The 24,601-nt window shown below is 37.0% G+C and carries 27 protein-coding genes; 16 read left to right on the plus strand and 11 right to left on the minus strand.

Annotated features, from left to right (window positions below):
* Window position 1 precedes the first annotated feature (1 nt).
* Window positions 2-967 carry a KpsF/GutQ family sugar-phosphate isomerase gene (locus H4J70_RS02500; protein ID WP_182176371.1) on the minus strand — a complete coding sequence of 322 codons (966 nt, stop codon included), beginning with the start codon at window positions 965-967 and terminating at the stop codon, window positions 2-4.
* Window positions 968-1,010: 43 nt separating this feature from the next.
* Window positions 1,011-1,994, minus strand: a complete 984-nt coding sequence (locus H4J70_RS02505) for a calcium/sodium antiporter (protein WP_182176370.1) — start codon at window positions 1,992-1,994, stop codon at window positions 1,011-1,013.
* A 316-nt stretch (window positions 1,995-2,310) separates the two neighbouring features.
* Between H4J70_RS02505 and mlaF the strand changes: the two genes are divergently transcribed.
* The 10 genes from mlaF (at window position 2,311) to H4J70_RS02555 (ending at window position 9,025) form a co-directional block, all read left to right on the plus strand.
* Window positions 2,311-3,117 carry a phospholipid ABC transporter ATP-binding protein MlaF gene (gene mlaF, locus H4J70_RS02510; protein WP_182202505.1) on the plus strand — a complete coding sequence of 269 codons (807 nt, stop codon included), beginning with the start codon at window positions 2,311-2,313 and terminating at the stop codon, window positions 3,115-3,117.
* The gene (gene mlaE / locus H4J70_RS02515) at window positions 3,117-3,893 is read left to right on the plus strand and encodes a lipid asymmetry maintenance ABC transporter permease subunit MlaE (RefSeq protein ID WP_070374875.1); all 777 of its coding nucleotides are present in this window, start codon (window positions 3,117-3,119) and stop codon (window positions 3,891-3,893) included. Before mlaF ends, mlaE begins: the two co-directional genes overlap by 1 nt.
* A gap of 55 nt (window positions 3,894-3,948) precedes the next feature.
* Window positions 3,949-4,416: an outer membrane lipid asymmetry maintenance protein MlaD gene (gene mlaD, locus H4J70_RS02520; RefSeq protein WP_070374874.1), complete on the plus strand. Its 468-nt coding sequence runs from the start codon at window positions 3,949-3,951 to the stop codon at window positions 4,414-4,416.
* Between the two features lie 29 nt (window positions 4,417-4,445).
* Window positions 4,446-5,078 carry an ABC transporter substrate-binding protein gene (locus tag H4J70_RS02525; protein WP_182214626.1) on the plus strand — a complete coding sequence of 211 codons (633 nt, stop codon included), beginning with the start codon at window positions 4,446-4,448 and terminating at the stop codon, window positions 5,076-5,078.
* A 37-nt stretch (window positions 5,079-5,115) separates the two neighbouring features.
* Entirely contained in the window at window positions 5,116-5,430 is a 315-nt protein-coding gene (locus H4J70_RS02530) for a lipid asymmetry maintenance protein MlaB (protein ID WP_182176367.1), read from the plus strand.
* A 12-nt stretch (window positions 5,431-5,442) separates the two neighbouring features.
* Window positions 5,443-5,700 carry a BolA family protein gene (locus tag H4J70_RS02535; protein WP_070374871.1) on the plus strand — a complete coding sequence of 86 codons (258 nt, stop codon included), beginning with the start codon at window positions 5,443-5,445 and terminating at the stop codon, window positions 5,698-5,700.
* Between the two features lie 28 nt (window positions 5,701-5,728).
* Window positions 5,729-6,991, plus strand: a complete 1,263-nt coding sequence (gene murA, locus H4J70_RS02540) for a UDP-N-acetylglucosamine 1-carboxyvinyltransferase (protein ID WP_182214625.1) — start codon at window positions 5,729-5,731, stop codon at window positions 6,989-6,991.
* Between the two features lie 277 nt (window positions 6,992-7,268).
* Window positions 7,269-7,718: an SMI1/KNR4 family protein gene (locus tag H4J70_RS02545; RefSeq protein WP_182214624.1), complete on the plus strand. Its 450-nt coding sequence runs from the start codon at window positions 7,269-7,271 to the stop codon at window positions 7,716-7,718.
* Complete coding sequence (locus H4J70_RS02550) at window positions 7,708-8,310, plus strand: flavin reductase family protein (protein WP_182214623.1); 603 nt, start codon at window positions 7,708-7,710, stop codon at window positions 8,308-8,310. Before H4J70_RS02545 ends, H4J70_RS02550 begins: the two co-directional genes overlap by 11 nt.
* A 154-nt stretch (window positions 8,311-8,464) precedes the next feature.
* Window positions 8,465-9,025: a TrmH family RNA methyltransferase gene (locus H4J70_RS02555; protein WP_182218063.1), complete on the plus strand. Its 561-nt coding sequence runs from the start codon at window positions 8,465-8,467 to the stop codon at window positions 9,023-9,025.
* A 43-nt stretch (window positions 9,026-9,068) separates the two neighbouring features.
* Here H4J70_RS02555 and H4J70_RS02560 read toward each other — a convergent pair whose 3' ends face one another.
* The gene (locus H4J70_RS02560; protein ID WP_182218061.1) at window positions 9,069-10,157 is read right to left on the minus strand and encodes an endonuclease/exonuclease/phosphatase family protein; all 1,089 of its coding nucleotides are present in this window, start codon (window positions 10,155-10,157) and stop codon (window positions 9,069-9,071) included.
* 177 nt (window positions 10,158-10,334) lie between these two features.
* On the minus strand, window positions 10,335-10,526 hold the full coding sequence (locus H4J70_RS02565; RefSeq protein ID WP_070374865.1) for a DUF3185 family protein: 192 nt from the start codon (window positions 10,524-10,526) through the stop codon (window positions 10,335-10,337).
* Window positions 10,527-10,966: 440 nt separating this feature from the next.
* Between H4J70_RS02565 and H4J70_RS02570 the strand changes: the two genes are divergently transcribed.
* From H4J70_RS02570 to H4J70_RS02585, 4 genes are read left to right on the plus strand one after another with little or no spacing between them, the layout of a single operon-like run.
* A complete protein-coding gene (locus tag H4J70_RS02570) occupies window positions 10,967-11,929 on the plus strand; it encodes a CsgG/HfaB family protein (RefSeq protein WP_182218059.1) in 963 nt (320 codons plus the stop codon).
* A gap of 11 nt (window positions 11,930-11,940) precedes the next feature.
* A complete protein-coding gene (locus H4J70_RS02575; RefSeq protein ID WP_182176360.1) occupies window positions 11,941-12,246 on the plus strand; it encodes a hypothetical protein in 306 nt (101 codons plus the stop codon).
* 16 nt (window positions 12,247-12,262) lie between these two features.
* Window positions 12,263-12,619: a DUF4810 domain-containing protein gene (locus H4J70_RS02580; protein ID WP_182218057.1), complete on the plus strand. Its 357-nt coding sequence runs from the start codon at window positions 12,263-12,265 to the stop codon at window positions 12,617-12,619.
* A 5-nt stretch (window positions 12,620-12,624) separates the two neighbouring features.
* Window positions 12,625-13,323 carry a GNA1162 family protein gene (locus H4J70_RS02585; protein ID WP_182218055.1) on the plus strand — a complete coding sequence of 233 codons (699 nt, stop codon included), beginning with the start codon at window positions 12,625-12,627 and terminating at the stop codon, window positions 13,321-13,323.
* A 125-nt stretch (window positions 13,324-13,448) separates the two neighbouring features.
* Here the strand turns inward: H4J70_RS02585 and H4J70_RS02590 are convergent, their stop codons facing one another.
* From H4J70_RS02590 to H4J70_RS20545, 7 genes are all read right to left on the minus strand, one after another.
* On the minus strand, window positions 13,449-14,597 hold the full coding sequence (locus H4J70_RS02590; protein ID WP_182218053.1) for an ABC transporter permease: 1,149 nt from the start codon (window positions 14,595-14,597) through the stop codon (window positions 13,449-13,451).
* Window positions 14,594-15,562 carry an ABC transporter ATP-binding protein gene (locus H4J70_RS02595; protein WP_182250573.1) on the minus strand — a complete coding sequence of 323 codons (969 nt, stop codon included), beginning with the start codon at window positions 15,560-15,562 and terminating at the stop codon, window positions 14,594-14,596. The genes H4J70_RS02590 and H4J70_RS02595 overlap by 4 nt, the downstream gene beginning before the upstream one ends.
* Window positions 15,559-16,527 carry an HlyD family secretion protein gene (locus H4J70_RS02600; protein ID WP_182218050.1) on the minus strand — a complete coding sequence of 323 codons (969 nt, stop codon included), beginning with the start codon at window positions 16,525-16,527 and terminating at the stop codon, window positions 15,559-15,561. Before H4J70_RS02600 ends, H4J70_RS02595 begins: the two co-directional genes overlap by 4 nt.
* 259 nt (window positions 16,528-16,786) lie before the next feature.
* A complete protein-coding gene (locus H4J70_RS02605) occupies window positions 16,787-17,647 on the minus strand; it encodes a sensor domain-containing diguanylate cyclase (protein WP_182250574.1) in 861 nt (286 codons plus the stop codon).
* A 569-nt stretch (window positions 17,648-18,216) separates the two neighbouring features.
* A complete protein-coding gene (locus H4J70_RS02610; protein WP_182250575.1) occupies window positions 18,217-18,612 on the minus strand; it encodes a universal stress protein in 396 nt (131 codons plus the stop codon).
* Window positions 18,613-18,917: 305 nt separating this feature from the next.
* Entirely contained in the window at window positions 18,918-19,274 is a 357-nt protein-coding gene (locus tag H4J70_RS02615; RefSeq protein WP_182218045.1) for a hypothetical protein, read from the minus strand.
* A gap of 701 nt (window positions 19,275-19,975) precedes the next feature.
* Window positions 19,976-20,701, minus strand: coding sequence for a PEP-CTERM sorting domain-containing protein (locus tag H4J70_RS20545; protein WP_259367983.1), 726 nt, complete (start codon window positions 20,699-20,701; stop codon window positions 19,976-19,978).
* A gap of 756 nt (window positions 20,702-21,457) precedes the next feature.
* Here H4J70_RS20545 and H4J70_RS02625 point away from each other — a divergent pair.
* Together H4J70_RS02625 and H4J70_RS02630 are read left to right on the plus strand one after the other, a co-directional pair.
* Window positions 21,458-22,621, plus strand: coding sequence for a site-specific integrase (locus H4J70_RS02625; protein WP_182250576.1), 1,164 nt, complete (start codon window positions 21,458-21,460; stop codon window positions 22,619-22,621).
* 295 nt (window positions 22,622-22,916) lie between these two features.
* A complete protein-coding gene (locus tag H4J70_RS02630) occupies window positions 22,917-24,479 on the plus strand; it encodes a hypothetical protein (RefSeq protein ID WP_182250577.1) in 1,563 nt (520 codons plus the stop codon).
* The last annotated feature ends 122 nt before the right edge of the window (window positions 24,480-24,601 follow it).

Consider the following 24,601-nt stretch of genomic DNA (forward strand, 5'->3'; position numbering starts at 1 on the left):
ATTAGATAAGACCTGATTTTAGTAAGTCGTGCATATTCATTGCGCCAATAGGTATATTATTGTCATTAACAATAATTAAACCATTAATTTTTTTGTCTTCCATGATTTTTAAGCCTTCGGCGGCTAGCATATCTTGATGAGCCACAGTGGGATTTTTTGTCATCACTGATGCAATAGTATCAAGATGTATATCAATACGTTCATCAAGAATACGACGTAAATCTCCGTCAGTGAATAAGCCTTGTAATTGACCACTCTCGTCGACTACCGCCGTCATCCCCAAACCTTTTAATGATACTTCAACCAACGCATCCTTAATTTTAGCATTAGCATTTACAGTTGGTAAGCGCTCACCACTATGCATTATATCGCTAAGACGTAGTAATAGGCGTTTTCCTAAACTACCACCGGGATGAGAGAGTGCGAAGTCGTCAGCGGTAAAGCCGCGAGCATTTAATAAGGCAACAGCGAGTGCATCACCCATTACTAGGGTTGCTGTGGTACTTGATGTTGGCGCTAATCCTAGTGGACAAGCCTCTTGTGAAACAGCAACACAGACATGGGTATCGCCTAGTTTTGCTAAGGTTGAGGCTGGATTCCCCGTCATCGCAATAAGTTTAGCGCCAATACGTTTTATGACTGGCACTATTGCTAACACTTCACTGGTTTCGCCCGAGTGCGAAATAGTTAACACGACGTCATCACCGGTTATCATACCTAAATCACCGTGACTTGCTTCACCAGGGTGAACAAAAAAAGAAGGTGTGCCGGTGCTCGCCAGCGTTGCAGCAATCTTGCCACCGATATGGCCTGACTTGCCCATGCCAGCAATAATAACCCTACCTTTACAGTTAAACATTAACTGACAGGCATATTCAAAGTTCTCATCAATGTACTGGGCTAACTCTGCAATAGCCTGTTGTTCTATGTGAATAACGTCTAACGCTAGTTGTTTGAAATCGTTCATTATTAGCCCGTTTTTATTTTGTAAATTGCTATTATAGTGTTTGTTATTGCTTTATTTGACTAAAAAGTAGCGCTTGATAAGCGATAAAAGCGCCTATTAATAACAAACCTTTTAAGCGGCCAATGCAAAACTTTCCGGCACGACGAGTAAAACACAGTATAAATAATAATACGGTAACGCCAAGCATGTAAGGAGCGTCACGTGCTGCGGCATCTGAATCTACTTCGCCCGGTGCAATTAAGCCAGCGAGCGAGAGTACGGCCAAAATATTAAAGATATTAGAGCCAATAATACTCCCTAGCGCTAAATCATCTTCTTTCTTGATAATACTCATAATACTTGCAGCAAGTTCTGGCAAGCTTGTGCCAACGGCAATAACGGTCAAACCAATCACTAAGTCACTTATGCCAAATGCTTTAGCAATAAAAACGGATGAATCGACCAGGTAGCTAGCACTCATAGGTAAGAAAATAATACCAACGACTAGCCAAAGTAAAGATTTAGGTTTGCTAACCGCGTCAGGCACTTCTTGTTCAGCTTCAATGATCAATGGATCATCAATTGGCCGAGTTTTAGAGGCTCTTATGGTGATAAAAAGTAACGCAAATATATAAACAAAAAAGCCGATCATCAGTGATAAGCCTTCGTTAAAGCCAAAGTAATCGTCAGAAAGCATCCAATAGGCTAGGGCGGTAACAATTAAAATTAATGGAATTTCTCGTCTTACCGTTGATGAGGATACGTTTAAAGGTTGAAATAATGCTGTTATACCGAGTACCAAAGCAATGTTAGTAATGTTTGAACCGATTGCGTTACCGATAGCTGTATTATTGTTACCGTCTAAAGATGCTGTCGCTGCAATCATCATTTCTGGAGCAGATGAACCCATGGCAACAATAGTTAAACCAATAATCATCGGTGAGATACCAAAATTTCTTGCTAATGATGAGGCACCAAAAACAAATTTATCAGCACTCCATACCAGAGTAACAAGTGAAACAAGTAAAATTAGAATCTGTAATAACATTAAGGGCTCCTATATTAAGAGCGTAAATTGTCGCTGGTTGCGAAGCAAAAACAAAGAGAAATAATCAGATCTTGGTAAAAAAGTGCCCAAAAGGCGGTTTTTTTACATGCCATTGTTAAAAAATAGCCAAAGTAAAAATTTCATTAAAGCAAAAATATATCTTCTGAGAGTAAAATCTTACACTTTATTACGTTTTTACACGCTTTCTTACGATTTTTATTTACATTTTTAACGCAATTTTAATGACGTTTTTTGATTGCTCAGGTAAAATTCACCTGACTTTAATAATAACAACCAGTGACGTTATATAAATCTTATGCCTGAAAACTTGGTCGATATCCAGAACCTTACGTTTAAACGTGATGAACGAGTGATCTATGATGATATTAGTTTGTCGATCCCTAAAGGAAAAGTTACCGCGATAATGGGGCCAAGTGGTATTGGTAAAACCACCTTATTACGTTTAATTGGCGGTCAACTCAGACCCAATTCAGGTAAAATACTTTTTGACGGACAAAATATTCCAACATTATCACGCAGTGCACTTTATGAAGCGCGTAAACGTATGAGCATGTTGTTTCAAAGTGGCGCGTTATTTACCGATATGAGTGTTTACGACAATATTGCTTTTCCGATGCGCGAACACAGTACCCTGTCAGAATCGTTAATTGAAAAAATGGTATTAATGAAACTTGAGGTCGTTGGTTTACGCGGTGCACGAAATTTAGCACCTGGCGAACTTTCTGGTGGCATGGCACGAAGAGTTGCCCTTGCCCGCGCTATCGCTTTAGATCCTGAACTTATTTTGTATGATGAGCCTTTTGCGGGGCAAGACCCTATTTCAATGGGTGTTATTGTTCGCTTAATAAAAGATTTAAATGAAGCATTAGGTTTAACCTCAGTTGTGGTCTCACATGACGTTACAGAAGTAATGAGTATTGCCGATTACATTTATATTATTGCTGAAAAGAAAATTATTGGTCATGGCACACCGTCAGAGATAAGTAAGCAAACATCACCACTGGTGCAACAATTTATTCAAGGTGAAGCTGATGGTCCCGTACCATTTCATTTTCCTAGCGCCCCTTATCAAGATGAATTAATGGGTAAGGAGCCTAAATAATGAATAGTTTACAAAGTTTAGGTCATAACATTATTGCCACGATTACGGGATTAGGGCGAGCAATAGTTTTATTACTTTCTGCATTGCTTCATGTGCCGAATGTACGTAAAGGCTTTCCTCTATTGGTGCAGCAGTTATATTCTGTTGGCGTACTTTCACTGATGATAGTGGTGGTATCCGGTTTATTTATAGGCATGGTTATCTCTTTACAAGGCTATACTATTTTAGTGGGTTATGGTGCTGAAGGCAGTTTAGGACCTATGGTCGCACTATCTTTACTCCGTGAATTAGGCCCTGTTGTTGCAGCACTATTATTTGCAGGACGTGCAGGCTCGGCATTAACCGCCGAAATTGGTTTAATGAAAGCAACAGAACAATTATCAAGTTTAGAGATGATGGCAATTGATCCGTTACGTCGTGTGATTGCACCAAGATTCTGGGCAGGGTTTATTAGTTTACCTTTGCTAGCCGCTATTTTTTCTGCCGTAGGGATATTAGGTGGTCATCTCGTCGGTGTTGAATGGTTGGGCGTAGACAGTGGTACATTCTGGTCAGTGATGCAGGCTCAAGTTGATTTTCAAAAAGATATTCTTAATGGGGTGATAAAATCGGTTGTTTTTGCTTTTGTTGTCACTTGGATAGCTGTTTATAAAGGTTACGATTGTGTACCAACATCAGAAGGTATTAGTCGAGCGACAACTTCAACAGTTGTACAATCATCATTATTGGTTTTAGGGTTAGATTTTGTATTAACAGCATTAATGTTTGCGAGTTAATGTTTGCTGTTAGTTAATTTTTATAATAATTTTTATTTTAGGTTTGGTGGAAGACATGGTGTCGAAAAAAATTGAGTTAATGGTAGGTTTATTTGCAGCAATAGGTATTGCTGCGTTGCTTATGCTTGCGCTGAAAGTTGCTGATAGCGGTATTTCCGGTAATAGTGAGACATATCAACTTTATGCTAAGTTTGATAACATTGGCGGTCTAAAAGTTCGTTCAGCGATAAAAGTGGGTGGTGTTGTTGTCGGTCGTGTTAGTCATATTACCATCGATGCAAAAGATTATACGCCGGTAGTCACTTTAGATATTTATACACAGTATATTAATTTTTCAGAAGCAACGTCGGTCTCTATTTTAACCGCAGGTTTGTTGGGTGAGCAATATGTTGGCTTACGACCTGGCTTTGTTGATGAATCGGTAGGCACGCTAGTTCCAGGTGACTTTATTGAAGATACTAAACCCGCATTAGTATTAGAAGAATTAATAGGACAATTTTTATTTAGTCAAGGAAGTGACTAGCAGGTTTACCAATGGAGAGTAGTAATATAATGAAAAAATTATTTACAGTAATAATCGCTTTAGCATTAATGGTGAGTATTAGTGCAACAGCAAAAGCGGTTGACAGTAAAAATCCGTACGCGATGATCGAAACGGTAGCGAAAGTAACGTTTAAACGTTTTTCTGACGAACAACCAGAGATTCGTAAGAACCCTGAAATATTGAAAGATATCGTTCGTGAAGAGTTGATGCCTTACATTAATTACCGATATGCAGCATTGAAAGTTATCGGTTTTAAAAACTTTGAACAAACAACTTCGCAAAGCAGAGCTGATTTCGTTGATGTTTTTAGAGAGTATTTAGTTACCTCATATGCACAAGTCTTTACCTTGTATAAGCAACAAGAAGTTGAATTTGAACCAGAAAGAGACTTTGATGACGCTAAGGTTGTTGCTGTTAGAACCTCGGTTTTAGACCCAGGTAGACCACCTATTGATATTTCATTTCGTGTTAGAAGAAATACCACAACCAATGAATGGAAAGCTTACGATATGGTCGCCGAAGGTGTTAGTTTGCTTGATAGTAAAGAAGCAGAGCTTAGCGGCTTAATACGTCAAAAAGGTTTGCCATACGTTACTGAAATGTTAAAAGAAAAAAGCGATCAAAAAATCGTTTTTAAGTAGCGTTAATAGGCTATTTCTGTGAAGATTAGGAATTGAAGTGAAGAAAATTAGTTTTATTGAAAAAGATTCCCGAGTAGTTTTTAGTGGTGAATTAACCTTATTAACTATTGATAATTCATTTGAAAAAAAATCAAAAGCTTTGATTAAATCAGGGGTGTTAATCTTTGATTTGTCAAATGTTTCAAAAGTCGATACGGCTTGTTTAGCTTGGCTACTTGCCATGCTAGAATTAAGTAATAAGACTGACTGCCAATTAACTTTTGATAATTTACCAAAAGATTTAATTAAATTAGCTCAGTTAAGTTGTGTTGATATGTTCTTACCAAAAACTGATAGTACGCTTAATCAGTAACCGGAGATAAATGTGGAAGTTTCAGATATAGAAAAATTACTTAATGATGCCCTTGAACTTGATGAGTTACATGTTGCATTTGATGGATCACAATGCAAAGTGATTGCGGTTGCAGACTTTCTTGGTGAATTAAGCCGTGTAAAGAAGCAACAAGCAATATATGCACCTTTAGCAGAGACTATAAAAGCGGGTGCAATTCATGCGGTATCGATTAAAACTTTCACAACGTCAGTTTGGCAGCGTGAAAAAATGTTTAATCTTCCGCTTTAATTTTTCATAACCAAATAAGAATATTCTATTGGATGCATTTAAAATAACAGGTGGTACGGCCCTAAAGGGTGAAGTAACCATCTCGGGCGCAAAAAACGCCGCTTTACCGATATTAATGTCAGCACTTCTCTCTAAGACACCTATTACATTTAGTAACGTTCCTAAGTTAAATGATATTGAAACGACGATTAAATTGCTAAGTCAATTAGGTGCTAAAGCTCATTGGTCTGGTGACAATGAATTAGTTATCGATGCAAGTACCATAGATCATTGCCGTGCATCGTACGAGTTAGTTAAAACTATGCGCGCATCTATATTAGTTTTAGGTCCGTTATTGGCGCGTTTTGGTCATGCTGAAGTTTCTTTGCCCGGCGGTTGTGCTATTGGCGCAAGACCAGTGAATTTACATATTCACGGTTTAAAGTTAATGGGCGCAGACATAGACGTTGAAAATGGTTATATCATCGCTCGCAATAATGGGCGTTTAAAAGGTGCGACCATTTTTATGGATACGGTAAGTGTTACCGGCACTGAAAACTTGATGATGGCTGCAGCATTAGCTGACGGTATTACCACGATCGAAAATGCTGCCCGCGAACCAGAAATTGTTGATTTAGCTAAGTGCTTAAACGCTATGGGCGCTAAAATTTCTGGCGCAGGTACAGATACACTGAGCATAGAGGGTGTTGCCGAGTTATCAGGCACACAGTATCGTGTTATGCCAGATCGTATTGAAACAGGCACTTTTTTAGTGGCTGCTGCGGTTACTCAAGGCAAGGTTAAGTGTTTAAATACAGATCCTAAAGCTTTAGAAGCGGTTTTAAGTAAGTTACAAGAAGCTGGCGCAGAAATTACCTCCGGTGATGATTGGATCGAGCTAACGATGAATCAGCGACCAAAGGCGGTTAATATTCGCACTGCTCCTCATCCTGCTTTTCCTACGGATATGCAAGCACAGTTCGTGACAATGAACGTAATTGCAAAAGGTATGGCAACGACAACAGAAACTATTTTTGAAAATCGTTTTATGCATGTTCCTGAACTACAACGCATGGGCGCTGATATTAGTCTCGAAGGCAATACCGCTATTTCTTGTGGTGTTGAATCACTAAACGGTGCGCAAGTAATGGCAACAGACTTACGTGCATCAGCAAGTTTAGTGATTGCTGGCTTAGTGGCGACCTCAGAAACACAAGTTGACCGTATTTATCATATTGACCGCGGTTACCAAAATATTGAAGATAAACTACAAGCACTTGGTGCGAATATTACGCGCATTAAAGCGAGTTAGTCTGAAATTAAGATAAAAGATACGATTGATTAAAGCACCTTTTTAGGTGCTTTTTTTATCGCTCAATATAATGAATGGCTTAGCTGCATATTATCAGTGTTGTTATTTCGCTGAAATAACCAGATAAGTAAACTCGTTACGCTATTAATTAGCAATACCCTATTCTCTTAAACTGCTAGAATGCGACGTTATAGGTAAGCTTGAACAAAGCACGATAAATTGGCAAGTTATAAAGTGTTCAATACAAATAACACAGTAACAGAATGAGAGTATCCAGATGAATAGCATTGATCTTTTTGTAAAAAATTGGGGCAGTAAAAGCGCCATGGTACCGATAGCCAGTGAGGATATAACCGAGCTAGAATTAAAATTATCTGCTTACTTGCCTGATGCATATAAATATTTGATTTCGACTTACGGTTTGGTACACACGCCAAATGTATTAACTAAAATCTGTGATTTAGGTGTCGATATTACCGAAGTACAAGATTTTTTAAGCCTTGATGATGTTTTTTCGCTCTCAAAGTTATATGAAATGACCGGTATGCCAAAAGGCCATATCTTGTTTGCATCTGATTGTAAGGGCAGTATGTTTTGCTTCAAACTTAGTGATTGTGTGCACAGACAAGCAGACAGTGCAGTATGGTTCTATGATCACACGGCGGTAACGGTTAATCAGGTCGCTAATTCTTTTACAGAATGGCTGGAGGCGTTTAATGAACTTTGATATTACAGAACTTGGCGTTCAGGAAAAATATCGCCTACTCAATGGTGGTGTTACACCAAGACCAATCGCTTGGATCAGTACACGTTCTAAAGACGGTGTTGACAATCTTGCTCCTTACTCTTTTTTTACGGTGGCCAGTTGTAATCCTCCGGTACTTCTCTATACGCAGGTAACGCAGCGCAGTGGTCTTGATAAAGACACCTTACAAAACTTAAGAGAAACGGGTGAATGTGTTATTAATATTGTTAATAGCTCATTATTGGCCCAAATGAACAAAACGAGTGCCAGTATTAGTCTCGATGAAAGTGAGTTTGACTTTGCCGGGGTTGATAAAATAGGTAGCTGTAGCGTGGCACCATTTTCGGTTAAAGCGTCGCCAATTCGTTATGAATGCACATTAAGAGAACTTATTACTCTCGGTGATTTACCTGCTGGAGGAACGCTTGTGCTTTTAGATGTAAAGTCTATTTATGTTCGTGATGACCTATACAACGAAGCAGGCATAAACCAAGTGTTAATTGATTCTGTTGGTAAAATGGGCGGAGATGGTTATAGTCTCACTTCAGAATATCTAGCCCTTGATCGTCCATAAATTTATAATAAAAGTTTGTTTAAATGGTTAACCGTGACGAACTAAAAATATCAAATATCAAATACCAAATATCAAATATCAAATATCGACCTCATCGATTAGTCAGAATACTAATAGAATGACAGTCGTTTAGTATCTAATAAGAGCCGTTATTATGCATTCAAAAATACAATTAAGTAAAGAAGACCTCAGACAAGATAAACCGACCCGCGATGAATATGTAAAGCAGGCAAAAATCCCTTTAGTATTGGTTTTAGATCATGTCACTAATAGCTACAACATTGGTGCATTTATTCGTTTAGCGGATGCTTTTGCTATTCAAAAAATTATTATTTGTGGCGAACTCACAATTTCAGATAAAAAATTGAAAAAGGCCTCTAGAAATGAAGCGAAATGGGTCGATATTGAATACAGTGATAGCACAACGGCAAGCTTACAATCATTAATAGACGACGGTTATACTGTTTTTGGCGTAGAACTCTGCCAGCAGTCGGTTGACTATAAAGAGATGGCATATCCCACTGCTTGTGCATTAGTGTTAGGTAATGAACGCAAGGGTGTAAGTGAAGCGGCATTAAAACTAAGCCATCATCAAATACATATTTCTATGTTTGGTATGGGTAATTCTCTAAATGTATCAACGGCTGGTGCTATCGTCTTAGCTGAGTGCGCTGATCAAATCCGCAAGATATCAGCAAATATAGTTACGAATTAACCCGTTATAAAACGTTAGCCATTAACGCAGAACGTTTATTGGCTTAACTTGTTTCACCGGGCTTTGGTACATCACCTTTACTAACATTTTGTTGTTCAGATATTTCTTGTGCCCACTTATGCTCGGCCGTGTCTGCTTTTATACCTGCTTGATTATTACAACGCAGTGCAGTAAACGATAGTTGGGTTAACAGCGGAAAATGGTCTGAACCAATTGACGGTAAACGCTTAATTTTTTGTAGTGTAAAATGTTTGCTGTGAAACAAATGATCTAAAGGCCATCGAACCAATGGGGAGTCGACATGAAAAGTGCTAAATACTCCTCGTCCAACGCGAGGATCAAGTAAACCACTAATTTTACGAAACAGTCGTGTGGTAGCAGACCAAGCAACATCATTAAGATCGCCTGTCACAATAACGGGTTGCTCACTGTCAGCAACACTTCGAGCAACAATCATCAGCTCAGCATCACGCTCTGCAGATTCATCATTCTCTGTTGGGCTTGGTGGCGCAGGATGAAGAAAATGCACTCGCACTTTATCGCCGCTACGCAACTCTATTGTGGTGTGTATTGACGGAACATCTTTTTCAACCAAATAACAGATTTCTTGTTCGGCGATAGGTAATCGTGAGAATACATGCATGCCATAGAGATTATCAAGTGGGCATTTAACGCTATAAGGCATGTCAGTTTCTAGGACGTTAAGCTGTTCTTCCCACCATAGGTCTGATTCTAGTGTGACTAGCACATCGGGCTGATGTTTTTTAATCAGTGCTATCAGTGCATCGGCATTACGATTGGGTGTCAGAACATTTGAAGTAATAATGCTAAGTTGTTTATCAGCATCACATTCAGTAGAGGTTTTAACCTCTTTGGGATAAATAAAAGTATAGGGTATTATCCAAGATAACTGCCATATCAAACATAGCGTTGTGCTAATAATCAGTGCCTGCGTACTTACTCTTTGCGGATCAAGAAAAATAAAATGGGCGAGTAACAAAATCGTTGCAAGTATAGTGAACTGTAAGCGAGGAAAATCCATACCTCTAACAATCCAATGGGGATGTCGAGACAAGGGCAAAAGGGTTGTTAGCACAGTAAACAGGGTGAAAAATATGAGTATGGTTAACATTGAGAGCCTAATCTTGTTCGCTTAATCTTAATGTCTTGCGACTGTCGATATTTTCGTGATTGATTTTACTGATGCTTATAATAGTTGAAAATATAATGGGCTATTTATTGAAATAAATAGCGCTAAGCCTAGTTTACAAGTAAACACTTATAGGTGTTTACTTGTAAAAATCAACGCTTACTTTACTCTTGTGATACCGATAACAACAGCAATAACACCACCGATCATTCCTGCCCAAGCTTCAACAGGCGTATCACCGCTTAACGTACGAGTAAGTTGAGCGCTAGCTGAGTCATAAATGTTATAACCCCAAATCGCGACAGCAACACCAATAATGATAAGGGTAATACCAATAATTTTATTATTCATTTCTACTCCAAATATTTATAAGACGATAGTCTAATCGCGTTAATACTAACGAAAGCATATAACGCTATGTTAACAGTTTATCTACCACTTTCACCAATCAAAATATAATTCGACAATTTAATCACGCTGTAAAACGCTAATAAACTTAACATCAGCTTAAGTTATAGGCCTACAGATGAAAATTTATCATCGAAATTCCCACTTTAAATATGACTTATAATTCATTTTTACTACTTATATTGTAGTTTAGCCGAGCTGACTTACCTTATAAATGTAAGACATAACTTACATAATTAAGTGTGTATAGACTACATTTAGCCTTTTTTATACCTGTATAATATTACTCTTAAAATTTTTAACTATTTGTAGTTAATACAATTTTATCAAGAATTTAACGATACATAGAAGTATCGATATTATAAAAAAAGGAACGTACCACCATGAAAAAATTGTTAATTGTATCATCTTTGCTACTTGCATCAGGTTGTGCAACGGTAAAAGATTCAACCGTCACGGAGACGAAACAAAAAAAGGCGGCTGTTAGCCAAACATTGCAAGCGGATGTTGTCAGTAAAAAATACCTTAAGCGCAAAGTTGCGATAGGACGTTTTACTAATGAAACTAAATACGGACAAAGCTTCTTTATTGATAAAAATAATGATCGTATTGGTAAGCAAGCTATGGATATATTATCGGCTAAGTTGTTTGAAACCGATCGATTTATAATGCTTGAACGTGCAGATCTAGCGCAAGTTGAAAAGGAGCTTTCTATTGGCGGTGAGACGAGTCTCAAAAATGCGGCTGACTTTTTAATTGTTGGTTCTATTTCAGAGTTTGGCCGAAAAAACACCAGTGAAGTAGGAATTTTTTCAAGAGTTAAAAAACAAGAAGCCAATGCAACGGTAAACATTCGATTAATAGATGTATCAACAGGCCAGATAATCTATTCTGAGTCTGGTAAAGGGATCGCATTCTCTGAAGCGGGCAGTGTCATGGGCGTTGGTGATAAAGCAGGCTATGACAGTTCGCTTAATGATAAAGTGCTTAATGCGGCTATTACCGACTTAGCCTCAAATGTTATTGAAAACATGCTTGATAAACCTTGGAAATCTTACATTCTCTCTTCAGATGAAGGTAACCTAATTATCTCTGGCGGTAAATCTCAAAATATTTCTGAAAATTCTAAATTTACTGTTTATAAATCAGGTAACAAAGTTAAAAACCCACAAACTGGAATGTTTATTACCTTACCTGGAAAACCTATAGGTAACATTGTTGTGCTGACTTCTATGGGTGACACCCCAGAAAGTGAGATATCAATTGCTTCAATTTCAACAGGTGATTTTAGTCAATACATTGCATCAGATGACTTCTCTTCGTTATACATTCAAGAAAGTAAATAAAGGATTATAAAATGAAATTATTAAAAATATCATTGTGTGTGTTTATTGCCATGTACTTAAGTGCTTGTGGTTATAACGAGGGAGTTCGAACTGCTGAGCCCGTATCATATGTTTACTTCACTGGAAATGCCGAAGGGGCAGAAGTGACAGTAGGTAAAGGAGAGGCTTTCGTTGTTGATAAATTAGGTGCACGTAACATTTATAAGGTTGCTACGGGTAAACAGCAAGTAACCATCACCAAGAATGGTGTAACAGTAGTTAACAGGATTGTACTGTTAGGTGACGGCCAGTCAAAAGAATTTAATGTACCTAAATAACAGCTAAGGACTCACAATGAAAACTAAAATTTTAATGATGGCTTGTGCGGTACTGCTAGTAACTGGTTGTGCAAGTGGCCCTAAGCCTATGTATGACTATGGTGAATATTCAGAGTCATTTTATGCAATGAAAAGGGATGCGGGTGAAATTTCTGAAGGCGAATGGAAGTTTGCGTTAGAAGATGTTATTCAACGTTCTGGTAACCAAGGCTTACGTGTTCCGCCTGGCGTATACGCCAATTTAGGTTATTTGCACTTAAAGTTAAATGATACCACAAAGGCAATTTCCTATTTTGAGTTGGAAAAAAGTGTTTATCCAGAATCAGTTATCTTTATGAATAATTTGATCAGTAAAGTTAAGGTACAGGGATAGTGATTATGTTTAATAAGACTAGAACGTTGTTGGTTACTCTCGTTGTTGTTTTTGTTTCAGGCTGTGTCAGTAACAACCTCGTCACTAAACTAGACGAATTCCCAGAGATGTATAATGAAAAACCACGTTCATTATTAATAATGCCACCGATCAATTTAAGTACGGCAGCAGATGCGAAAGATTATTATGCGACTACGGTAGAAATGCCTATCGCGTTTCAGGGATACTATACTTTTCCATACGAGCTAACGTCAGAAATATTGAAACAAGAAGGTATTTATGATGCTGAACTTGTTTACGACATGCCACTTAATAAATTTCATGAGTACTTCGGTGCGGATGCGGTGTTATTTACCAAAATACTTAAGTGGGACACTAGCTATTTGGTTATTGCTTCAAGCTTAACCGTATCAATTGAAGCAGAAATAAAATCAACAAAAACATCTTCGACGTTATGGAAATATACCGGCACGGTTGTTGTTGATCTTAGTGGTGGAAATAATGGTGGTGGTTTAGCTGGGTTGATTGTTGGCGCAATAGCGACAGCGGTAAACACAGCAGCAGCTGATTACACCCGTTATGCAAGACAGGCTAATAGCCGGTTTGTTGGTACAGTACCGGTAGGGCCTTACCATCCTCTCTACCTTAAAGACCAGAAAGTTCAAATTCTGCAGCAAGCCTCAGAAAATAATAGTGCTAATTAACTCACTATAAATAATGCAGGATATTGTGTGATAATAAAATATAAAAGTGGCTTAGTTTCGCGCCACTTTTATATTATTTTCTTCACTCAAATATCTCAGCTTGTGCAATGAAACCATCAGGTAAGCTAGTCGAGTGTTTTCTTAAAACGCAGTGCTGAAACAAGTAAGCCAAAACAGGTAAAAGCAATTAACCATAGCATATCAAAACTCATCTCAATAACGGCAACATCACGTAATACTACACCTCTTATTAAGCGAATAAAGTGTGTCGCTGGCAGTGCTTCAGCAATATATTGTGCGGGCAGTGGCATACCTTCATAAGGGAACATAAAACCAGATAATAATATAGATGGCAGTAAAATAAATATTGTCATTTGCATTGATTGTAATTGGTTCTTAGCAATCGTTGATATAACTAAACCCAGTACTAAGCTGGCGCAAATAAACAGTAAAGTCGCAAGTGCTAGTTGGGCAAAACCGCCATTAAAGGGGACGTCAAATAGCCAATAACCTAAACCAAGAATAATACAGACTTGAATCGCACCAATAAAAATATAGGGAAATATTTTACCAATCATCAGCTCAAGTGAGCTAAGTGGTGTCGTAATTAACATTTCCATATTACCGCGCTCTTGCTCGCGAACAATGGCGGCCGAGGTAAACATTATCATTGTCATTGTTAATATCACGGCAACAAGTCCAGGCACTATATTAACCACACTTCGTTGCTCTGGATTATAAAGTAAGGTCACTTCAAACGTTGCGGTATTTCGGTTGGCGGGCTTATCTAATAACTCTGTAAGTGGCATATTACGTAAACTTTTAATACTACCTGCTATAACAGTATCAGAGCCATCAACTAACCACTGTGCTATTGGCCTGCTCGTTTCTTGTTTACTCGAGGGCGGCAAACCAAAACCTACACTTGGGTGTCGAACTAAACGCTGGCTAACGTCTTGTGGGATAATTAATACTGCACGCACTTCACTGCTATCGATAGCGGCTTGTGCTTCCTTTACCGAGTAATAACTGTGAGTAAATTTAACAATGCCGGTTGCTGCCACGGTTTGCTGTAATACTCTACTCAAAGATGTCTGACTATGATCTACAACACCAACTGGGATATCTCGCACATTAGTGTTGATGGCAAAGGCAAATAGCAGTAATTGTACTAGGGGGATCATTATGACCATGCCAAAGGTCATTCTATCGCGTCTAAGTTGCAGTAGTTCTTTTATAACAATGGCTTGAATTCTTAATAGTGATATTTTCATGACTGTGTCACCCCTTGGCCGGTGCAACTAACAAAGACATCTTCAAGACTGGGTCTAACAATAACAAGTTTAGCTGTATCATTTAAGCAGGGCTGGCGCTGTAATAATGCGATAGGGTTACTTTCTTCTTTATTCACTAATACACGTAAGTGGGTACCGAGCTGGGCGGCAGAAATCACTTGTGGCAATTTGATTAAGTGCTCTTTTATTTGACGTATATTGCTTGCGCCTACCTCAACCACTTGAGCAGCCATATTATTCATTAAGTTTTGTGGGCTATCATCCGCTCTTTTTATACCATTTTCTAAGATGGCCAGCTTATGACAACGCTCCGCTTCATCCATGTAATGCGTTGAGACTAATATTGTGGTGCCTTGATCGCAAAGATCAAATAATTGTTCCCAAAACTCTCGTCGGTTTTGCGGATCAACCGCCGAAGTGGGCTCATCTAAAAAGAGTAACTTAGGTTTATGTATCACTGCGGCGGCAAGCGCTAGCCTTTGTTTTTGACCACCACTCATACTGCCAACAAGTTGATGACTTTGCTGTGTTAATTGATGAGTACTTAATAATTCACTCAGTCGTGATTTTTGTTGATTAGCCGTTAGACCATAAATTCGACTGATAAATTGCAAGTTCTCTTTAACGGTAAGATCCTCATAGAGAGAGAACTTTTGTGTCATATAGCCAATTTTCATTCGCAGTTTATTGGCCTCTTGCGGTAAATGACAACCCAAAACGTTAACCTGACCACTCGTTGGAATTAATAAACCTGTCAGCAATCGAATTGCCGTGGTTTTACCTGAGCCATTGGGGCCTAAAAATCCGTAAATAGTTTGCTTCTCTACAGATAAATCTAGCGCAGATACTGCCGTTAATTGGCCAAATTTTCGAGTGAGCTTTTGTGCGCTTATCGCAAAAGAGCTATTAAGATTTTTTTCTTGGCTATCGTTTAAGTGCTTCATGGCATTATAACTTGCGCTGGCACACCCATTGGCAGCTCTGCAGCACTATCAGGTAATTGTATTTCAGCCAAATACATAAGGTTTGCACGCTCTTCTTGGTTTAATGCAAAGTAAGGGGTAAAAGCAGGTTCAGAAGATATCCAGCGCACAGTACCAATAATCGAATCTGTTAAACCATCAACTTGTACGGTTAATTTATCAGCGACTTTAATTTTTACTCGGTAGGGTTCTGGCACATAGACACGTGCAAAAGGAGCACGTCCCGCTAATACAATTGCTACGGGGCTACCGAGTGTGACACGTTCACCGAGGTTCCATGGAAGATTGTCTAATAGACCATCACGTTTTGCGGTAATGGTTAAATCATTGAGTTTTTTATTTTCACTGTCGAGTACCGCAACCGCGGTTGCTAAAATAGCTTCAGCTATTTGTAAGTCCTCGATACGAGCACCATTAATTAGTTGTAATAGTTTTTCTTGAGCGCTGTGTAATTTAGCTCTATTTTCATCGCGTAATGCAAGGGAGTTTTCGAGCGTTACCTGACTAGATAATGCTTGCTTTATCAGTATTTGAGTGCGTTTATAGTCTGCCTCACTTTTGATCAGTGCGGCTTTCGCACCCTCAACTTCTGCAGATGCAGCGGCAACTTCTTCTTTACGCGCACCATTATGTACTTTTTCTAAGTTAGCTTTTGCTTGTTGCATCTGAGCTTGAGCTTTAGCAACGAACGCTTTTTGAAGGGTGTCGTCTAGCCTAACCAATATTGTACCTTCAGTAACTTGACTACCTGCACTAACAGGTAATGCCGTGATAACTTCACTCACTGTTGCTGTGTGCGCTATGCGTTCTCTTTCTAACGTACCTAAGGCAATACCTGGTTTTTTGTTATCACAACCGCTAAGTGTTGCTAAGGTTATAAATAATGTGAATAGACAAGAACAAGTAGCGAAAGCTTTAGTAGACATAATAATTTATCTCATTGAAATATAACCTAGTTTTTAGTCTATTCTCAATCAGTTAAAAGTCAATTTATTCTCTAGTATAAGCTAGCTGTTAACTAGGCTGAACATCAAGATTAACTAGTAGGTCAATAAGAGGGGAGGTAATAGCAGTATTCGTTAAAATAACCTTTAGCAATCAAATTAATGGCTAATAGCGTGCTTATTTAAGATCAAAAAATCAAAGATAGCATCGAAAATATCTAAACTCATTTATCAGCTGAGGTCATTTTTTATGTTTGTTGTTATACATAGCTTTATCTGCTGTTGCGATTAAGCTATCGGTGGTAATACCATCATCAGGATAAATTGAAACACCAATACTACAACTCACGGTTAACTCTTCATCGTTAATCTTAAAGGGTCTGCTAATCGTATCCATAATAGTCTTAATCACAGAATCTACATTAGACTTATCAATCATATTCTCAAGTAAAATAACAAATTCGTCACCTCCAATTCTTGCAACGGTATCTGAATTACGAATTGACTGCTTAAGACGTAAAGATACTTCTACTAGCACTTGATCACCAAACGCATGACCCTTGGTATCATTAATTATTTTAAATTTATCTAAATCAATAAAAAGCAACGCAAAAGTTCTCATATCACGTTCAGACTGATCAATTAGGTGATCAATTCGGTCAAACACTAGGTATCGATTTGGAATTTCTGTCAGTTGATCATAATGAGCTAGGTGCTCAAGACGTTTAGTCTCTTTTACCCGGTCTGATATATCTCGATTTACACCTAATGCGCCGACGAGCTGATGATTAGCATCAAAAAGTGGCACACACATAGATTCAATCCAGCCAATATGACCATCTTTATGGAGCATTCTAACTTCACCAGTCCATTTTCCGTACTTCTCTACAGCGCTGATAACTTCTGAAGTAATATGTTCGGTGTCTTCGGGGAGATGTAAAATATCAACAGGCTGACCAATGATCTCTTTTTTGGAATAGCCGTATAATTTTTCAGAGCCTTTATTCCAGTCAGTAATAATGCCTTGTAGGTCAGTGATCACCAATGAATCAAAGAGGTAATCGAATGCTTTATTAATTTGTTTAAATTTATCTAAATCCATAATTCTTATAACTGCCGTTTTTATATACGATTCCCTAAAAATAATAATATATTACGAATGAGCTTTAGTCATGTTAGTTTGATAAAATTTATTCATTTTTCTTAGCTTAAATATCCAACAGCTACATTGAATGAGAAGGTGATCACTTCCTAATATACATTATGACTAAAACGCGTAACTGACAATAATCCTGAAACGTTATAAGCGATAAGATGATTTTTATCCGGTTTTTAGAATGGATGAAATATCTGATTAAATATCTGATTAAATGTCGAAAAATTAATATGTAGATAACACTTTAAGGCCAGTTATTGACGATTCATGTTTGGTTTAAAGGAACTAAACTTACTATTAAATATACTCATGTATATGAGCTTTTAATATCCAGGGTATTAGCGTTGTTATTAGAAGGAGATAGTGAGCCACTAAAAGTAATTTCACTTAATATGACTATTTTAAGTAACCCAAGAGTGCAATCTTCATTGCTCTAATAATAACTAATGCCATGTTGGCGGCATTAGTTATTTATTTGAAAGAGCACATTTAGATTTTTTATCAAAAAAAGCACTTTAAATTTTAATAAGTGAAACATCACATTTAGCATAATTGGCAACACCATTTGCTGTTGACCCAATCAAAGCATGAATACCTTTTTTAGAGTGGGTACCAAGTATAATTAAGTCTGCCTTTTTTCTTTCTGCAAATATGCAAATTTGCTCGTAGGGTTTCCCAAATGTGACCGAGACATCTTTCTTAGATATACCTAATGATGCGGCTTTTGATTCAATTGAAGGTAATGCACTTTCTTTTAATTCTTTTTGATAGTCTTTAGGAAGTAATGTATGTGGGATGATATGAGTAACAAACAATTTAGCTTGGTATAGTTGAGATAACTCATGGGCTTTTGAAAGTACTTCGAGTCCTTCATCACTAGCTTCTATTGCGCAAATAATAGTTTTATACATATTACAGCTCCATTAATAATTTGTTTTATATCATATTGATTAAAATGCAATATGTTGGCGAATAGTACAGCTTATTCTCTTGAGCATATCGATTATGTTTTGTTAAAAAAATATAATAAAATATGACTAAGTTTGGTTAACATATGAATGTTTCTTAACCTGATAACTAAACCCTCTAGTTAAATCAATATTTAGTCGTTATGAAACAGATATATACGCTTAGCCTGATGTTGAAATAATCTCATTACCTGGTCCATTCAAAGCTATAACAAAGGTCACTGGTATGACTAGCGACCTTTTTAGGCTTAGTGCTGTAGAGGATAGGCGATAACCCAGTCAGTTGGTTCATTACCTTGTTTATCAAATTTATATTTAACAGAGTCAAATCCACAGCCTTTTACGAGCCCGTTAAAGTCAAAAGGTTGCTTTACGCCTGCTTTGGATTCCATGAATGCCGCATCGCTTGGTATCATAACTTTTGCATGTTCGGCTGAGATCACAAATGCAGCTTCGGCTAATATCAGATCGTTATTATGTCGCTTGATAATCTGAGCATTTCCTAAGCTATTTCCATCTAAATCTTTGAACTCGAACTCTTCTGGATGATTAATCTCGATAACATCACCGCCATCAAGTTGATATGCAATTAACATGTTTACCATTGTTTATTTATCCCTATTCTATTTGTTTTTATTTCTTAGAGGGCTTTGAAAGATCATAGCCTAGTAAGCAAGTCCGATCTTATACTACATTAAAAATAACAAATTATTATTGATATGAACGTACTTAAAACAAAGTTTTGCTAATAATTTACTATTAACCATGATAATCAATAAGCCGGCGTGAGAATAAAAACCTCTCTAGCTTAACTGAAGCAGCAGAAGGCTTTTTTAGAGTAACAAAATAGGGAGTGTTAAAGAGTAAATAATCTACTTAGTTGTGTAGATACAAAATTTGTAAAGCTAAACGCATTTTTATACACAACTAAACCGCTTAGTCATTCGCTTCATTAACACTTTGTGAGTAACGTTAATAGATTTATTAGAAACCTAAAGCTAGAGGTCGTAAACGGTCATGGGTCTATAAAAATCTAAAAGATGAGTTTAAAGAGCCTAATTGATGAAAATAGCACAAATGGTGCAGTAGGCTTCACAAGTAGGTCAAAGTGTCTTTCAGTTCTCGTAGAGTGTGGCTTTTAGGTGGAAAGGAAAGCTGAAAACATGAATGCTTGTAATTGTTTAGCGATGCATAATTTTGATAATACACTTTAAGTATCTAAAGTTTACAGTAATAAATAAGCAGACATAAAAAAACATCAATCATGACAATTGATGTTTCTATAGATTGAGATTATAAAAATAAATTAAGATTGTTTCTTAAATCTGCGTACAGCTAAGCCCATAATACCTAGTGCAAAAATAGCAAGAGTAGTTGGCTCTGGAACGTCTACAACTGTGTCGTGATAATATGCAAACCCTGAAAGTCCACCGCTTGCGAAAGCTCGGCCTGTGTTATTCTCTGAAACTAAACTCGAATTGTCCTTACCAAATGCTCCACCGTTACCGCCATCCCAGTCGTTAGAACCAGTAATTAATGCTTGTTCAGAGAAAATATTTTCACCAATGAACATACGCATCAAGTTGTCGTCCAATGATAAACTTGCAACAATATCAAAGCTCTGACCAATCAACGATGTGACATCTAAACTGATCGTATTAATTCTAGCTCCTGTGCGTTGTGAGAATGTGATTTCGTTGGCTGCGTTGTAATAGATACCTATACCGTTACCTGCCCCGCCAGATTCAAATAAGTATTGAAATTTATTATTTCCGGTGAATGCAGTCAGGCTTTCAACATTCAACTTAAAGGTTGCACTGTCTTTTGATGCATCGCTGGATGTTCCAAAATCGGCTCTATTGAAAGAATTACTTCCACCAGGTATTCCTGTTAAGTTACCGACTGTAGCCTTTGTATAATCAGCTGTAAGACCATTGAGACCGTCAAGGTTAGTGATAAGACCTGCATTTGCAAAACCGGTAACAAGCAACGTTGCGCCAGTGATAGCAGCTTTTAATAATTTGAACTTCATTTGTGCTTCCTTTTTAATCCCTTTCCATTGTTTTGGTAGGTAATAGGTAAAATAGTAATAATTACTAAATTATACAATAATCATACCAAGATTATAAAGGTTAACAATATCAGTGTTGTAATTTTTAAAGTGAATTTTAATAAAGTTGCATTGTAAAATAACTTGACACACCCAGCTCATCAACCACTTGTTTTTGTTGTATAATATTTATAATCATACGATTAAGTTAGCTTGACAGTAAAATCAAACTGAAAAGGTTAAATTATTACTATAACTACAGGAAAGTTAATAAATAATCAGGTGTAGAACACCTAAAATAACGATGTCAGTAGTAAACTTGGTTAAACGTCAGTGATGCTGTTCTTGTGGTTAATCACTTTAACCCGGATTCCAATAGGTTAAGGCAATATGTGCTCAACAGGAAGGAACTGATATGTAACCTCGGCTTAATAAAAACGATTAGCTATAAGTCATTTAAAAAAGTAATCGCCTCTTATTTTAAGTCCGCAAAGTTTCTGTTTTCCAGAAATATAGCCTACAAAAAATTTAGCTTGTTAAATTTTGCATAAACGAATAAATCCGAATATATAAAGTAGTGAGTTTGAAATGTTTGATTGATATAGAAGGTAGAAATGGTGGCCCCTCCCTGACTTGAAATAACGAAGTAATGAGGTGTGTGTTCCGATTCTTATGCTGGTTTTAGGGCTTTTTTAACCTTTTTTGACACTTTAATTTAATGTCAAAAAGGATATAAAAATGAAACAATCCACTAAATTTAAGTTCACTGAAATTCGGATTAAATCGCTTAAACCTGAACTAAAAACTAGAACATATTCCGATCAATCTTTATGTAATTTAAAGCTTACGGTTACCTCTCAAGGAACTAAAACTTATTACGTCAGGTTTAAAGTCAAAAATAAACCCATCAACCACCGTTTAGGCGATGCCAGCCAAATTCTTGTAGATGAAGCTCGTAGTAGAGCCGTAAATTATATTAACTTTACTTCTGATTTAAGACTTGAACAGGAGACTGGATTGACGGTTAACGACGTATTCAATCTATACCAAGAAAATGAATTATCTAAAAGAGCGACAATAGCTGGTAGGACTCATGCACTCGAAGTTTCTTATAATAAACACCTTAAGCAGCGAATAGGCAAAAGGTTTGTTGCAGAGGTAACTCGAAAAGTAGCCAAGGAACTTTTTGTTGATCTGGAAATACTAGGTTACAGCGTTCACAACCGTTGTCTTACAGCAATAAAATCAGCATTCAATTACGTGATTGAATATGAAGACGATATTAATTTATCAATTAATCCATTTCTAAGCGTAACAAAGATGACAGAAGTTCAGCGAAGCCGATATTTGACTCATGAAGAGGCTAAGCGACTATTGTCAGCATTAGATAAAGAAAATAATCAAGACGTTGCTGATGTATATCGAATAGCGTTGTTCACAGGAGCGCGGTTATCTAATGTTAAAACGATGCAGTGGCAGGAAATAAATTTCTCGAATAACCAGTGGCTGATCCCCGCGACTAATACCAAAACGAATAAAGTTTATGAGTTACCGTTGCATAGATTTGTCATAGATTTACTAATAAAAAGAAGAAGCCGAGCTTCTGATTCTCCTTTTGTTTTTGCTTCAAAAACTTCAAAATACGGTTATGTAACGGGGGGGGACCCCATATGGAAGTCTGCAATAAAAAAAGCGGATTTATATCATGAGAATCCCAACATAAGACCACGACCGCATGATTTGAGACGAACTTTTGCTACATGGCAACTTCAGGCGGGTACGGATATTAGCGTAGTGTGTAAAGCTCTGTGTCATACATCGTTAAAGCATACAATGGTCTATGCACATACAAACTTTGATCAAGTGAGAGATTCAGTAAACAAAGCATTTTCAGGACTTTAACTAGTGCCATTCCAGTTCAAGTCATGGGTTGTGACTTGAGCTGGGGTTGTCAAGTTTTTAAAGTTCGGCGTAATGGTTTTTAAAGCGCAAAGACGACATTAGCAAATAGTTATGGCTAACGTCTGCTGCAAGCTCATAGCTGTCAGTAATAGTTCCTCAAATACTAAATTCATTGAAGTATGTTGCCTCTAAAAAGCAACACTGTTAAATATTGATTTTAAACATAGTCATACCTTGAGATGGTATTATTATAAGCATATAAAATACCTTATGAATAAATTTAGGAAGGATTCTTTTGTCAAAAAATAAAATATCAGACTTTGTTACTTATTGTGAGAATGAACTAGGTAAAGAAACGTGGATTCCTCTATTTAGAAACCTCGATTCTGATGATAAAACGGTTGATGGTTCGCAATACTCTTGTTTATCTCCAATAGTCGGAAGGGAAGTTTATATGGACTCTTACGGGTGGGATTTATCATACGGTAGCGGTTGTCCTTCAATAATAACGTGTGGTGATGATGTAAGTTATGAAGAACATACATCTGAATTTTTACCGTTGGTTTATGTTCGAGACTTTATAGGAAGAAATGAAAAGTGTAATGAACTTCTTCAAGAATTAGTATTGTACTTGAGATTGTACAATGACGCTAAAAACTCTAAATATGTGATTGATGATGATAATGGAAAAGAGATTGAAGTAATTCGATATTCAAAAAAAGAGATTGTAATTAGAGCTTCATTCTTAAAAGCATTCATGGCAGCAAAACAAATGAATTTACTTTTGTTTTTTGAAAGCACTTTTCATTTTAACGAAAATTTTGATAACGAAGAGATAATTAAAAAAGGTAGTATTAGATACGATAAATATTCCAATGACTCATATGTAAAAGGTTATAAGAACTTTACAAGAGTGGTAGGTAAAAAATTAATAGAGTGCCTAGGTTTAACAGAGCAAAATGCATCACCTGTTAGTTTAGAAGAAGACTATGAAGAATTTATCATTGAAGGAGATGAGCACGATTCAAAATCTCATTCGTGTGATCCATCTATTCTAGCTGATTATTTTGGTGGTAATCCCGATTCGCCACACTATTTAACTCAAGTTTTTTTTAGTAAAGATGTTCTACAAAGATACTTTAATGCATCTACAGAATATGAAGTTTCAGATAGCATGATTTATAAAATTGGATATTGGCAGTTAAGAATTGATAATAATTCAAAAGATCATGTTTGTGTCTTTTTAGGTGATTTAGGAAAGGACTTACCCCATTCGGAACAAAAATATTGGAAATGCTTCAATATTGGGGTAGAAGATAAAAAGATGAGCAAAACATACTTTGAAAGGAGTATGTTAGGGCAATGGTCAAATCCTGAAAGCCCCGACTTAATCTTTAAGGGCGTGTTTGAAAGGTTTCAAAATGAATGGTTTAAAAAATTCGGTTGGTATTTATTCTTACCTTTAACGGACTCTGATAAACATTGTTTTAATACATTACATTGCTTAACCAAAAGTGAACAATCTGAATTTGATTCACAAGTTTTATCACTTGTTAAAATAACCATCGACTCGATAAATGTGAAAGGTATAAAAGCGGTTATGCCTAGTGATGAAAAGAAATCTATGAAGTTGTTTTCTGCATTTATTAAAACAAAAGAGATAGATTTTGATGCTGCTAGGTTCTTGGGTGGGCTTCAAGGGGTTCGTTCTTCGGGAGTAGCACATAGACGAGGTAAAACGTATGAAAAGACTATTAATCGTCTTGAGATTGACGATAACGACCTAATAACTGCATTCGATAAGATTTTAGATCAAATGACAGAGCTTATTGACTCTCTTACAAAGATATTAGAATAATAATTAATGTAAAATATGATGGTGTCCAAGAATTTAAATTGAATCGGAACTAATACAAGCTGTCTTTTTTTGACAGCTTGACTTTAAACCCCTATGACCGCTTTGGTGGCTTTTGCGACTGT

It is taken from the genome of Colwellia sp. BRX8-9 (genome assembly GCF_014077245.1).
In the GTDB taxonomy this organism is placed as follows: Bacteria; Pseudomonadota; Gammaproteobacteria; order Enterobacterales; family Alteromonadaceae; genus Colwellia_A.